Annotated in this window: 10 protein-coding genes; 7 read left to right on the top strand and 3 right to left on the bottom strand. The window is 48.5% G+C overall.

Annotation, left to right across the window (positions count from 1 at the left end; translation table 11 throughout):
- The coding region (locus IXB28_RS01620) for a COR domain-containing protein (RefSeq protein ID WP_215616787.1) at positions 1 to 2,372 on the top strand (2,372 nt) is incomplete at its 5' end.
- A gap of 83 nt (positions 2,373 to 2,455) precedes the next feature.
- Here the strand turns inward: IXB28_RS01620 and IXB28_RS01615 are convergent.
- A complete protein-coding gene (locus IXB28_RS01615; RefSeq protein WP_215616786.1) occupies positions 2,456 to 2,998 on the bottom strand; it encodes a hypothetical protein in 543 nt (180 codons plus the stop codon).
- A gap of 1,636 nt (positions 2,999 to 4,634) precedes the next feature.
- Here IXB28_RS01615 and IXB28_RS01610 point away from each other — a divergent pair.
- From IXB28_RS01610 to IXB28_RS01585, 6 genes are all read left to right on the top strand, one after another.
- Entirely contained in the window at positions 4,635 to 5,468 is an 834-nt protein-coding gene (locus IXB28_RS01610; RefSeq protein WP_215616785.1) for a hypothetical protein, read from the top strand.
- 323 nt (positions 5,469 to 5,791) lie between these two features.
- Positions 5,792 to 6,853: a CDP-glucose 4,6-dehydratase gene (rfbG, locus tag IXB28_RS01605; protein ID WP_215616784.1), complete on the top strand. Its 1,062-nt coding sequence runs from the start codon at positions 5,792 to 5,794 to the stop codon at positions 6,851 to 6,853.
- 34 nt (positions 6,854 to 6,887) lie between these two features.
- Positions 6,888 to 8,168, top strand: coding sequence for a class I SAM-dependent methyltransferase (locus IXB28_RS01600; protein WP_215616783.1), 1,281 nt, complete (start codon positions 6,888 to 6,890; stop codon positions 8,166 to 8,168).
- A 35-nt stretch (positions 8,169 to 8,203) separates the two neighbouring features.
- Entirely contained in the window at positions 8,204 to 9,574 is a 1,371-nt protein-coding gene (locus IXB28_RS01595; protein ID WP_246559566.1) for a DUF4910 domain-containing protein, read from the top strand.
- A gap of 196 nt (positions 9,575 to 9,770) precedes the next feature.
- Complete coding sequence (locus IXB28_RS01590) at positions 9,771 to 10,631, top strand: glucose-1-phosphate cytidylyltransferase (protein WP_215616782.1); 861 nt, start codon at positions 9,771 to 9,773, stop codon at positions 10,629 to 10,631.
- Positions 10,632 to 10,717: 86 nt separating this feature from the next.
- The gene (locus tag IXB28_RS01585; RefSeq protein ID WP_215616781.1) at positions 10,718 to 11,392 is read left to right on the top strand and encodes a PIG-L deacetylase family protein; all 675 of its coding nucleotides are present in this window, start codon (positions 10,718 to 10,720) and stop codon (positions 11,390 to 11,392) included.
- Positions 11,393 to 11,408: 16 nt separating this feature from the next.
- Here the strand turns inward: IXB28_RS01585 and IXB28_RS01580 are convergent, their stop codons facing one another.
- Entirely contained in the window at positions 11,409 to 12,446 is a 1,038-nt protein-coding gene (locus IXB28_RS01580; RefSeq protein WP_215616780.1) for an aldo/keto reductase, read from the bottom strand.
- A 73-nt stretch (positions 12,447 to 12,519) separates the two neighbouring features.
- On the bottom strand, positions 12,520 to 13,683 hold the full coding sequence (locus IXB28_RS01575; protein WP_215616779.1) for a glycosyltransferase: 1,164 nt from the start codon (positions 13,681 to 13,683) through the stop codon (positions 12,520 to 12,522).
- Between the last annotated feature and the right edge of the window lie 229 nt (positions 13,684 to 13,912).

Genomic DNA, 13,912 nt, shown 5'->3' with positions numbered 1-13,912 from the left:
AGCTCGACCTCAGCGCGAACCAACTCACTCAGCTACCCCCTGAAATTGTCCAGCTAAACAGTCTCACTCAGCTCTACCTCAGCGCGAACCAACTCACTCAGCTACCCCCTGAAATTGTCCAGCTGGAGTCTCTAGAATACTTCAATTTACAAGGCAATCCTCTTCCAATACCACCAGAGATTTTAACCAATTCTTTCAAAGTAAAAGAGATCCTAGAGTACTATTTCCAGGTTCTTGATCCCAATGAAACAGAGCCACTCTATGAATCTAAATTTATTATCGTTGGCGAAGGAGGCGCAGGCAAAACCACCCTGGCTAAAAAACTCCTCAAGCCAGACTACAAGCTAGACTCCGACGAAAAATCCACCGAAGGTATTGACGTTATCCGTTGGGAGTTCGACCAAGCAAACGAAACCCCGTTTCGCACCAATATCTGGGACTTTGGTGGCCAAGAAATCTACCATGCCACCCACCAGTTTTTCCTCACCAAGCGCTCCCTCTATGCCCTGGTGGTCGATACCCGTCAAGACAACACCGACTTTTACTACTGGCTTAATATAGTCTCCCTCCTCAGCGACAATAGCCCCGTCTTTATCATCAAAAATGAAAAACAAGACCGCCAGTGCGACGTCAACGAACGTGCCCTGCGGGCAGAGTTCCCCAACCTAGAAAAAGTATTTGCCACCAACTTCGAAGACAATCGGGGGCTGGAAGCCATTACCGAGGCTATCCAAAAGCGCATTGTCAGCCTGCCCCATGTGGGTACGCCTCTGCCCAAGGTATGGGTCCGCGTTCGTTCGGCGCTAGAAAACTACGCCGCCACCCAAAACTACATCACCCTCAATGAATACCGAGACCTGTGCTCCACTAGCCAGCTCACCGAACGAGACCGCCAAAACAGCCTTAGCAACTACCTCCACGACCTCGGCGTCATCCTCCACTTCCACGATGACCCCATCCTCAAACGCTACGTCATCCTCAAACCCGAGTGGGGCACCGCCGCCGTTTACGATGCCCTAGATACCCAGGAGATCCGTGAAAACTTTGGTCGCTTTACCCGCGAACAGCTCAATAATATCTGGGACCAAGACGACTATGCCGACATGCGGGATGAACTGTTGCAGCTGATGAAGAATTTCAAGCTCTGCTACGAAATTCCTGGCTGTAAACATCACTACATTGCCCCCCAACTGCTCTCACCAGAACAACCAGAATATCCCTGGGAAAAAACCTCAAATCTTATCCTCCGCTACCGCTACGACTTTATGCCCAAGGGCATCCTCACCCGCCTGATCGTCGAGCTACACGAATTTATCGAAAACCAAACCCTCGTCTGGAAAACCGGCGTTGTGTTCACCAACGGCACCGCCCATGCTGAAGTCACCGAACACTACCCCAAAAGCGAAATCCGCATCCGTGTGTCTGGTTCCAATCAAAAGCGCTGGCTTTCTGCCGTTACCCACGAGTTAGAAAAAATCCACCGCTCCTACGAACAACTGCGCTACAAAACCCTAATCCCGTGCAACTGCTCTAGCTGCAAAGATAGTCAAACCCCCTACGACTATCCCTACCAGCGGCTACAAAAGTTCCTCAGCGATGGTCAGTACCAAATCCAATGCCAGGAAAGCTACCAAATGGTGGATGTGCGCCGACTGTTAGATGATATTCTCTACCGCAATATGGAAGAGTTGCCGACGGGCAAAAAGGATGAAGTCTTTTCCAAGCAATATATATCCGACTCGGGCAACTCCCAAGGGCTACCGCTACAGCCCAATGACCGAATTCGCGAAAGTACCCCACCCCAGATATATCAACCCAAAAAAGAAGTATTTGTGTCCTATGCCTGGGGTGGCGATAGTGAAAAAATCACCAACAAAGTAGATGAAGCTCTACAAGCCGCCAACATTGAACTGATCCGCGACAAACGCGATCTAGGCTTCAAGGGTCACATTAAAGAGTTTATGCAACAAATCGGCAAGGGTAAAGCCGTGGTTGTCATCATTAGCGACAAATATCTTAAATCCGAAAACTGCATGTTTGAACTGGTGGAAATTGCAGCCAGTGGCAATTTCGATAATCGCATCTTCCCCATCGTCCTCGACGATGCCCAAATCTACGATCCTGTTGAACGTATTGACTATGTCATCCACTGGGAAGAAAAAATTGAAAAGCTGGATAAAGCCATGAAAAAAGTAAATTCTGCCAATTTACAAGGCTTCCGCGAATCTATCGACCTCTACACCCGCATTCGCAACACCATCGCCGAACTCACCGAAACGCTCAAGGACATGAATACACTAACGCCAGATATTCATACCGATTCAGGATTCTCAGAATTGATAAATACCGTTCAAATCCGCTTAAATAAATAACTTACCTAATGTCAAGTACCATTATATTGTCGATACTATAAAATTCTAGATACGGTAGTCTTAGGGTATTGACAAGCCTTCACCTATCCCCCCGTCGGAAGTTCCCAATCTTCAGGGAGCAAATCAATCAAGTACCTAGGCAGTTCAGGTTCAAACGTATGGTCATGTAAGTAAAGCCATTCTGCATAGGTACATAACATCCTTCTCTTACCTACTTTCAGACACTCACGATTAAATTTCTCAAAATAGGTCTTGCGTGTGTGTAGCCTCTTGAAACTTGTCTCGGAAATGTCTACGGCACAAAAATCAGTAAGAAACTCTAAAGCATCATCTTTACTCAGAATAATTCCATAGGACCGTTGAATATCTAACTTCAATCGGCAACGTTTATAAATTTGCTCCGGATGACATGGGCGTGCTAATTCCAGGCTACCTAGATTAGCAGACATAACCATAGCTACTGCAAAGTTCTGCTTTAACTCATCCGTAGGCAACCCATGAAAGACGCTTTCTATCCGTCTAGTTATGTAACTAGACGGTTGACGAGTAACTCTATTAACACCTCCGTTGCTCATTTCCTCGCTTAGCTGCTGTTCCTGAGAAGCACCATTGATCTCATCAATCACACTGAAGATTCCAATCGATCCTATAAGTTTTCGCTAGTATCACCTGTTTTCGCATCAAATCCCAAGATTTCTTACGAAGCTCTACAGTCCAAAATCTTAGTTCAAATGAACCAAGTTATATTTACATAATTACGAACTTAGATGTAGATATAAAAGCCTACTTTCGTAGGGCTTACACAAGAATTATTAGCCACACAGACTCAAATGGTATAGACATATATTCTAGATAATACATAATAAAACCCTATTAAAAAAGTTTTTCGAATAAAAAATGCAAATTACCTATAAATGATCAAATTAAACTTACATCCACAAAAGTCAGAAAAGCATGAAATAGCTTAGTGAAAACATAGAGTATCGTGTTGCGAACACAATAGACTTTCATCTATGTCTTTCAAATCTTTTACGACACTTGAATATTCGCACCATTTCTCACGACAAACATATTTGTTCGTATTTATTCTTTGATTACTCTCTTCTGTTTTATGAATCAAAAGGAGAAAAAGAATGATTGTTTCGGTTGTTGTTGATCAAACTCAAAAATCCTCAGATTAGTAAAATCTTTTTTCTACTGCTAATCTTTGAACAGAAAAGTTCTTTTCAGAGCTGCAACAATTTCCTAGAAACTAATCATGAAAATCAACGACATCATCTTGTGGCCATTTTTTGGTTCATTTTTACTAACCCTCATTTTGGCCTTCTGCATCTCTAAAAATTACACTTTCAAAAGTAATATTCAGACGAATTTCGGTATATTCATACTTGAGGGGATCCCAGAAAAATCAAAACCGAAAACCCCTCACTGAATAAGAGCATCAACGGGCATTAAGGGCTCATTGAAAGAGATTAATGCCCGTTAACGCAGTAAAATCAGGCTAAGCCAAGTCTCAATATAATTGTCAAAATCTTCAAAACGAACAATCTAAAAGCTCTCATCCTCTTAATAGTCTTCGATAAACTGAATGCAAAGACATTAGCCAAATACAACAGCCAGACACCTAAAAATAAAATCCACGTGTATCCATAAGATATGGAATATAGAGGGACTCAGCAGCCGTTCGCAACTCTATCGATCTTTACACTTAAATCCACGCCACTATTGCCAAACTCATCGAAATACTCAAGGGTATGAATACCTCAACCTAAGATATTCATACAGAATCTGGCTTTGCAGAACTAATCATTGCCATCAAAGCACGTCTTGAAAACTAAGCGAAAGATCAGAAGACAGAGTTTAGAATTTAGAAGACACAATACATTTAACGTCTACGAAAACAGAACAACAATAAACTCCAGATAAAACCCATCCCGTAGGGGCATTACCTGCAATGCCCCTACGAATAGCAGGCAGACCCACGCCACAGTCTCAACGCCTACCTGCATATTCTCAACTCCGAACGACCTAACCCCTGAAACTTAAAGAAACTAGAAGAGGCATACCCATATAAGCAAAATGGCGTAAATTTAAAGCGTCATCGCCTAAAACAAGGTGTGTCTGCGACTATTAGCCTATTTTCCCTCAGGGTAATCCACAATACAGTCACATAGCGGATGTGAAGGCCAGCGCCCATATCCTAAATTTCACTAGGTGCACCGTCACAGCACCCCTAACGTTCCTCGTCCCCTGAATCGCACTATGAAACAAACTGCCCTAACTAAGGAACGTGTCTTTTCCTACGACACCCGTCGGTTCAACTTCGCTGAACTCATCCAAGACATTTTGCTGGCAGATATGGCAGATCCTGCCCTATCGCTAGAGCACATCCATCGACTAGACAAGGCAAAATCATCCCATCTCTTAACCTTTGCCAGCGACCAAAACCTCTACTTCCATAATAAATATTACGATAGCCCCAAACTTCCGAAGCTATTAGCGGCCTATCGCGATTTTGTTAGCACCGTCATCGCCCCACAGTTTGCAGACGATCAGCTCATTGTCCAGGCAAAGCCCACCTTCCGCATCCACCTACCCAACAATACCGCCATCCCTTCCGACACCGGCGGCGATCCCAGCCGCCCCGGCCTGCACTGCGACGCAGACTACAACCACCCCGATGTAGAATTTAACTTTTGGGTGCCCTTTACCCAGTGCCTCCCCGACAATACCCTCCATTTAGAATCGGCACCGGGCAAAGGAGACTTTCGGCCCATGCTGCTCAACAATGGCCAGGTGCTACGCTTCTGGGGTGCCCGCTGTATGCACCACAACAAAATCAACGCCCAGGGACCTACCCGCGTATCATTTGATTTTCGGGTTATGAACAAAAGTGATTGGGATGCCATCTCCCCAACCTGGAGAGAACGGGTGGCCACCGTTCAGCGTAGAATCAAGTTTACCCTTGGCAACTATTACATGCTATACAACAAAAATACTCAACGGTTCTCTCACCACGAAACTGTTGAGGAAACAATATCATTGCCAAAACCATGGGTGGCTAGCGGCTACGCAAGTTCTGTTATGGCCCGATAATGCCCGTGGCATCGACCATGGCGCATGCCAACGTCCCACAGTCCCATGCCGTCCTTGTCAAGATTACCTGACAGACACTCAACACAATCCTATGCCCACGTCAATATCTGACTAAAATCGTAATGCTTGACCAACTACGCATATTGTTCTATTGGTCTGTAGCACCCGTTACTCAACACTATTTTCTGAGTATGTAGAAATTACGGAAACTAAACGTCGAACAATTCCGTCTTTGCGTGTAAATCCTTAGATAATCCTGAGAAAATCCTTAATTGATTTTCAGCAAGTATTACTGATGGACGCAAGCATTTGTCAGAGGTGTCATGGACCCGACGTTTTGGAAAGAAAAGCGTGTACTACTTACGGGGCACACGGGGTTTAAGGGTAGCTGGTTATCCCTTTGGCTCCAGCAGGTGGGCGCTGAGCTAGTGGGATACGCCCTAGAGCCGCCGACAAGCCCCAGTTTATTTGAAGTGGCCCAGGTGGCTACGGGCATGACGTCGATTGTGGGCGACGTTTGTGACCGCAAAACGCTACACCAGGTCGTGGTTGACCACCAACCAGAAATTATTATTCACTTTGCAGCCCAGTCTGTGGTGCACACGTCCTATGTAGACCCGGTCTCCACCTACGAAACCAATGTGATGGGCACGGTCAACCTGTTGGAGGCGGTGCGCCAGGTGGATACGGTGCGGGTGGTGGTGAATGTCACCTCGGACAAGTGCTATGAAAATAAGGAATGGGTCTGGGGCTACCGCGAAGTGGACCCGCTGGGCGGCTACGATCCGTACAGTAGTAGTAAGGCTTGCTCCGAGCTGGTCACCCAGGCATATCGGGATTCGTTTTTTAATGCCAGTGACTATGGGGAACACCGGGTTGCGATCGCAACCGCCCGCGCGGGCAACGTCATTGCCGGGGGCGACTGGACCCACAATGGCCTGGTGGCCGACATTGTCCAAGCCATCTTAGAAAATCGGCCGGTGCTGATTCGCAATCCCTATGCCACCCGCCCCTGGCAGCATGTCTTAGATGCGGTCAATGGCTACCTCACCCTGGCGGAAAATCTATACCACCGCGGCCCTGCCTATGCCGACGGATGGAATTTTGGTCCCTATGCCTCCGACATTCAACCCGTTGGCTGGCTAGTGGAAAAACTCTTGTCCCTCTGGGGCGACGGGGCCAGTTGGGAACAAGACAAAGCCTACCATCCCCACGAAGCCCATTCCCTCAGCTTAGATTGTTCCAAGGCCAGGCTTAAACTAGACTGGACCCCCCAAATTTCCCTAGAACAAAGCCTAGAACAAATCATTACATGGACCAAGGCCTACCAGGCTGGTGCCGACATGCGACAGGTCACGAAAGCGGCCATTGCGCAACTCATGTAAGCTCCGTTATATCGTCTACCACTTAACATAAAAAATGAGTCAACAAACAATCACCAAAGAAACTGTTAAATCCTCTTCCGAACACACGCCCCAGTGTCTCTTTTGCAGCACATCCCTGAACCATACCCTCGTAGATTTGGGCATGTCGCCCCTGTGCGAAAGCATCCTCAGCGTCGACAGGGTCAACCAAATGGAGCCGTTCTACCCTCTCCATGTGCGGGTGTGCAGCAATTGTTTTTTGGTGCAGCTCGAGGCCTATGTTAGCCCAGAGCATATTTTTACTGAATATGCCTACTTCTCTTCCTTTAGCGATACCTGGCTGGCCCAGTGCAAGGCCTACACAGACAATGTGGTAGAGCGCTTTGGCCTCGACCAAGATAGCCACGTGGTGGAACTAGCCAGCAACGACGGCTACCTATTGCAGTATTTCGTAGACAAGAATATTCCGGTGCTGGGGGTGGAGCCCGCCACCAACATTGCCAAGGTGGCCATCGAAAAAGGCATCCCCACCCTCAACGAATTCTTTGGGGAAGACTGCGCTAAGACCCTGGTAGCCCAGGGCAAAGCCGCCGACCTGATTGCGGCAAACAATGTGATTGCCCACGTGCCCAACCTCAACGATTTTATTGCGGGCATCAAAATTTTAATGAAGCCGGGCGGTGTGTTCACTGGCGAAATTCAGCACCTGATGCGGCTGATGGAGCTAAACCAGTTTGATACCATCTACCACGAGCATTTTTTCTATCACACCCTCAGCACCCTAGAAACTATTTTTGCCGCCCACGGCATGACCATTTTTGATGTGGAAGAGCTGCCCACCCACGGGGGTTCGTTGCGCATCTATGCCCGCCACACCGATGATCAGACCAAGCCCGTAGGCGATCGGGTCATCGACCTCAGACAGCGGGAAGCGGCCGCCGGGTTTACCAGCCTAGAGCGCTACACCCACTTTGATGAACAGGTGCGAGAAACCAAGCGCAAACTCCTAAACTTTTTGATTAAGACCAAGCAAGAAGGGAAAACTATTGTGGGCTACGGCGCACCGGGCAAGGGTAACACGCTGCTAAACTACTGCGGCATCCGCACCGATTTCCTCGACTACACGGTAGACCGCAACCCCTATAAGCATGGCAAGTTTCTGCCCGGCACCCACATTCCCGTCTACCATCCCGACAAAATCAAGGAAACCAAACCCGACTATGTGCTGATTTTGCCCTGGAATGTGAAGGACGAAATCATGGAGCAAATGAGTGTAATTCGCGAATGGGGCGGCAAATTTGTGGTGCCCATCCCTGAAGTAACCGTTTATCCCTAGCTTGCGATCGCTCACCCACTCTCTACACCAGGATCATGACTGCGAATCTTGAGACCAAACCAATGGACACCGCCAGCCTCGGGCTGGACACCGCCAGCCTCGGGCTGGACGCCGCCAGCCTCGGGTCGGCCATGTACGACCTGATCACCGAGCTGTATCCAATTTGCCGGAGCATTACGGGCGATGGCGTACGCAAATCCCTCAAGATTCTCCAGCAACATATCCCCCTAGAGATTCACGAAGTTCCATCGGGTACGCCTGTTTTTGACTGGACCGTACCCAAGGAATGGAATATCCGTGACGCTTACATCAAGGATGCGACGGGGAAAAAAGTCGTTGATTTCCAAGAATCGAACTTGCATGTCTTAAACTACAGCTTACCGATTCATAAAAAGATGCCCCTTTCTGAATTGAAAGAGCATCTTTTCTCCATGCCCGATCGCCCGGACTGGATTCCCTATCGCACCTCCTACTACAACGAAAACTGGGGCTTTTGCCTCACCGACAACACCCTCAAGTCCCTGCCAGATGGTGAGTACGAAGCCTATATCGACTCAAGCTTTAAAGATGGCTCCCTCACCTATGGCGAGCTATTTTTACCTGGCCAAACAACGGATGAAATCCTGCTATTTTGCCACGATTGTCATCCCTCCCTGTGCAACGACAACCTGTCAGGTGTCTCCCTAGTCACCTTCCTAGCCAAACATCTCAGCCAGCAGTCCCGCCGCTACTCCTACCGATTTGTCTTTGCCCCGGCCACCATTGGGGCCATCACCTGGCTTAGCTGCAATGAACATAAGGTTGCCAATATTAAACACGGTTTAACCGTGGCCAATGTGGGCGACCCGGGGCACCTCACCTACAAAAAAAGTCGTCGCGGCAATGCGGACATTGATCGGGTGGTCCCCCACATTCTCAAACACTCAGCCCCCAACCATGAAATCATCGATTTCTCCCCCTACGGGTATGATGAGCGCCAATTTTGTTCTCCCGGCTTCAATTTACCCATTGGCAGCCTCACCAGAAGCCAATTTGGCACCTTCCCCGAATACCACACCTCCGCGGACAACCTAGACTTTGTCCAGCCGTCTTCGTTGGTAAACTCCTTTGAAACGTATTTGAGTGTGATTGATGTGTTAGAACACAACCACACCTACTTAAATACCAATCCCAAATGTGAGCCGCAGTTGGGTAAACGGGGGCTCTACAGCGTCTATGGCGGCAAACAAACCGCGCCGGAAGATCGCATGGCCATGCTGTGGGTCCTCAACCTATCCGACGGAGAACACACCTTGTTCGACATCGCAGAGCAAGCCAACCTCAGCTTTGCCATCATCAAAAATGCAGCATTCAGGCTTGCCAACAGTGGCCTGCTAAAGGTTTGTCCATCGGTTGTGCCCCAATAAACATAAGACATCACTAGGAGAGAATTTATCGGCCCACACCTTTAAATTTTAATGTTTTCCTTAATTGAGACAACACATCAATCCAGTCAGCTTTTCGCCCCGTACCTAGGGCAGATGACATGCTTTTAAGCATCAGCAACGCCCTTTTTTAATTAAACCCAACTCATAAATACTGAGAGATCAAAGGAGAAACCCAATGAAAGTCGTTCTATTTTGCGGTGGTTTAGGGACTCGACTCAGAGAATATTCTGAAACCATTCCTAAGCCCATGGTGGAAATTGGCTATCGTCCGATTATTTGGCATTTGATGCGTTACTACGCCCACTTCGGCCACAAGGAATTTATTCTATGCCTGGGCTACAAGGGCGATTACATCAAGAACTATTTTTTGAACTATAACGAGTGCCTATCCAACAACTTCACCCTATCCAACGGTGGTAAAGACATTGATCTGCACACCACCGATATAGAAGACTGGAAAATCACATTTGTCGATACTGGCATCAACCTCAACGTTGGCCAGCGTCTAGCCGCCGTCAGGCCCTACCTGGAAGGGGAAGAAATCTTTCTAGCCAACTATGCCGATGGCCTTAGCGATCTTGACCTAAACCTATATCTCGATCACTTCCACCAACAAAACAAAATCGCTAGCTTCCTAGCCGTCCAGCCCTCCCAGTCGTTCCATGTGGTCTCCCTAGATCCAGAAGATGGCCTAGTCAACAACATTCAGTCCGTTGGCCAGTCCGACCTATGGATCAACGGCGGCTTCTTTGCCCTCCGCCAAGAAATCTTTGACTACATGCAGCCGGGGGAAGAACTCGTGCTCGATCCGTTTCAGCGCCTCATCGAACACAAGCAGCTAATTGCCTATCGAAATCCTGGCTTCTGGGCCTGTATGGATACCCTCAAGGAAAAAATGTCGTTTGATGATATGTATGCCAAGGGGCACACGCCATGGGCCCTCTGGGAGTCCCATCCAGAGCTATCGAAAAATAGCACCCTGCCCCAGGGCAAAAAACCTCGCAACATCCAGACTGCAAGTAAGTTAGCGTCCTAACCCAGCTATCCATTAGCCTATATCCACAGGGTAGGGAAAGCCCCCACCCTGTGGATTCCCATGTCTAACCCTAACGTCCCCTCGCTATGCTCAAGCTGCTAAACAATCATCAGGATCAAAGCCCATTGCGCCGCAACTCATTGCACCGCATCCTGTGTTTGGGTGCCCACAGTGACGACATTGAAATCGGCTGTGGCGGCACTATCTTAAAATTGCTAGAACAGTTTCCAGCGGTGGAAGTCTATTGGGTGGTCTTTTCCGCCACCGGCCACAGACAAGCAGAAGCGTTGGCCAGCGCCAATAGCTTTCTAGCAAACGCCAGCCAGAAAACCGTTGTTGTCAAAGAGTTTAGGGAGCGATTTTTCCCATACATTGCCATTGAGATCAAAGAGTTTTTTGATCAGCTGAGTAAAAATTTTGCACCGGATCTGGTGCTCACCCACTATCGCAACGATCTACACCAGGACCATAAATTAGTCTCTGAGCTAACGTTGAATGCCTTTCGTAACCATATGATTTTGGAATATGAAATTCCAAAATACGACGGCGATTTAGGCCAACCTAATTTCTTTGTTCACCTTGAGCCGCCCATCTATCGACAGAAAATCGACTACCTGATGCAGCACTTCCAAACCCAGGCCAACAAGCAATGGTTTGATGAAGAAACGTTTTCAGCCATTCTCAGGCTGCGGGGCATTGAATCCAATGCCCCCCATAAGTATGCAGAGGCATTTTATTGTCGTAAAGCTCTGTTGCTGTAAGGTTGGCGACGCCACATCACAGGTCCCAAATAGTTTCCACTGTGTAGGGTCCGCCGGGCACCTGCCAAAAGGCCCCGTCCACATAGCGGCGGTTCAAGTCCAGAGCAGCAATGGTTTCCATATCCTCTGGCGTGAGGGCCACCTCAACGGAGGTTAAGTTTTGGCGAATCCGTTTCGGGTTAAAGGACTTGGGAATGGTCACCGTGCCCCGCTGCATTGCCCAGCTGAGCAGAACCTGGGCGGAGCTGACCCCATGGCGCTTAGCGATGGCGGCGATGGTGGGTTCTTGCAACAAAACCGGCTCATCCTTTGCCTTCAGGCTATCAGGTCGATCTGAGGAGCCCAGGGGGGAATAGGCGGTGAGGTGAATATTGTTAGCGCGGCAAAACTCTAACATCGCTGCCTGTTGCAAATAGGGATGCAGCTCAATTTGGTTCATTTCTGGCTGCAGCCGGGCGTTGTCTAGCAGGTTTTGTAATTTGGCGATGCTAAAGTTAGACACGCCAATGTGGCGCGATAGTCCATTGTCCACCAGCGACTCCATGGCCTGCCAGGTGGTCAACAGGGGCAGATCTTGCAGAGAGACCAGGGACTCTGGGGTCACGGGAAAGGTGCTGCCTTTTTTGACCGCCACGGGCCAATGCATAAGGTACAAATCTAGGTAGTCTAGCTGCAGATTGACCAGGGTGGCTTCGAGGGCGGGCTGGACATCCTCCGGGGCGTGGGCATCGCTCCACAGCTTAGAGGTAATCCACATCTGCTCGCGGGTGACAATGCCTTCTTTAAAGCAGTCTGCCAGGGCTCGGCCAATCTTGGCTTCGTTGCCATAGACATGGGCACAGTCAATGTGGCGATAGCCCGCTGCGATCGCATGCCGCACGGCATAGTACACATCCTCCGGGGCATAGGCCCACAGACCCAGACCCAGGCGGCGATAGCCAGATGCGATCGCCCGCCGTACCGTCCCCTGTATTGTCCGGGGTGCAGACTTCCAGGTACCCAGGCCCAAAATGGGCATGCGATCGCCATTGCTAAACTCAACTGTCTTCACCATGCCATCCCCCCGCTCGCCGCAACACCATGCTCAAACTTACCCAGCTAGCCAAACTCATTCCCTATACCGGTCCCTAACAAACCAAGGACGTATCTAACGCATCCACACTGTCTGCCAGCTGCTGTAGCTGTCGCTCCCGATCAAGCATCGCCTGGCTGGGCTCCAAATCAAAGGTGGATAACATCTCTCGCCAGCGATAAACCCAATCATGCTTACGCAGAGAATTCACCACATTCCGTCGCCGCATCGCCTCAACCTTCTCAGGCTGATTGTTTAGCTCCTCCATCACCTCCAATACATTTTGTTCATAGAGGTTGACCCGAACAATGGCATCCTCCCAATCAAAATAACGGGGGAACACATCTCCCATGGGCGGCATCCCCACCAATATGGTCCCAGCAGCCACACCTTCAAAATAACGATACCCAATCTCCTGATGCCCCCCAGTCTCGCTCAGGGCATCAAATCTCGCATGGGCCGCAATATTGTAACGACTCCGCTGCAAGAGATTTATTAACTTGGCACGATGGGCTTTAGGATCCCCAACTTCCAATTTAGTATTGTTAATGGTGTTGTAATAATAGAAAAAATTATCCTCCTGCTGCGAGCGATCAAACAACATCTGATGGGCTTCGGCGGGACGCCGCCCCACACAACACGCATCAATCATCCGCTTAGGAGTATTCGGATAGGGACAAAACTTCAGGGCATCTAGACCCGGTGCTAAATAATGGCACGGCAGCCCCGTCACCTGCTTAAAGGTCTCAACACAATTGACCGTGCCCGAGAAAATATACTCAAAATTCTTGAACGGTTCGTAGGCTAAACGCCAGTCATCAAAATTAGGCTTCCAGGTTTCTATGATGTAGCAAGCGGTATGGCGACATTTTTCTCGCCAGTTTTTGATACCCTCCAGCAAATGCAGCTGCCAAGGATTATCAAAAACAGCCAATAATAGATCGTATTCCTCTTCTAATACGACCTCTGCCGGAAAAGGCGCAACAACACTCGCAATCCGATCGGAGCCTGTGGCATATTTCGCCAAACGGCAAATGCATCGAGCAAAGTCAAATTCTTGCTTAGGAGCGTAGAGTTGAGCCCCCTCCAAATCGCAAATCAGATCTTCGAATTCGTAAATCGCACAGTTTGCTACCTGGGAACGAAATCCTCGCACAGAGACAACTAAAACACGCGGCCCGTTATCTTTGTTTTTAACCAATGAAGTTTCAATCAACATAGCTCCTGCATCCTCCAAAGGGCACGGCATCAATCAGCACGAAAAAGCCTAGCCACAGCTCCCCCTGTAGCATTAAACGTTATTTACCTTATAAATGTTTCTTATTCGATGAGTCACAATGAGGACCAACACATAAGAAATGCAAACACTATTAGTAGATGAATGATCTAAAAAATCGCCGTTGCCGCCTTAAAGCATAAATCGCTTACCAAGATAGACCTTGGCACCG

It is taken from the genome of Leptothoe kymatousa TAU-MAC 1615, assembly GCF_018739865.1.
GTDB classification, from domain to species: Bacteria; Cyanobacteriota; Cyanobacteriia; order Phormidesmidales; family Phormidesmidaceae; genus Leptothoe; species Leptothoe kymatousa.
The sequence above is the reverse complement of the archived record's forward strand: the minus strand, read 5'-3'. Positions and strand labels throughout refer to the sequence as shown.

Bases quoted from the DNA above. Each gene is read 5' to 3' on its own strand.
- IXB28_RS01610 (WP_215616785.1), top strand. From the start codon at position 4,635: ATGAAACAAACTGCCCTAACTAAGGAACGTGTCTTTTCCTACGACACC.
- rfbG (WP_215616784.1), top strand. From the start codon at position 5,792: ATGGACCCGACGTTTTGGAAAGAAAAGCGTGTACTACTTACGGGGCAC.
- IXB28_RS01600 (WP_215616783.1), top strand. From the start codon at position 6,888: ATGAGTCAACAAACAATCACCAAAGAAACTGTTAAATCCTCTTCCGAA.
- IXB28_RS01595 (WP_246559566.1), top strand. From the start codon at position 8,204: ATGACTGCGAATCTTGAGACCAAACCAATGGACACCGCCAGCCTCGGG.
- IXB28_RS01590 (WP_215616782.1), top strand. From the start codon at position 9,771: ATGAAAGTCGTTCTATTTTGCGGTGGTTTAGGGACTCGACTCAGAGAA.
- IXB28_RS01585 (WP_215616781.1), top strand. From the start codon at position 10,718: ATGCTCAAGCTGCTAAACAATCATCAGGATCAAAGCCCATTGCGCCGC.
- IXB28_RS01580 (WP_215616780.1), bottom strand. From the start codon at position 12,446: ATGGTGAAGACAGTTGAGTTTAGCAATGGCGATCGCATGCCCATTTTG.
- IXB28_RS01575 (WP_215616779.1), bottom strand. From the start codon at position 13,683: ATGTTGATTGAAACTTCATTGGTTAAAAACAAAGATAACGGGCCGCGT.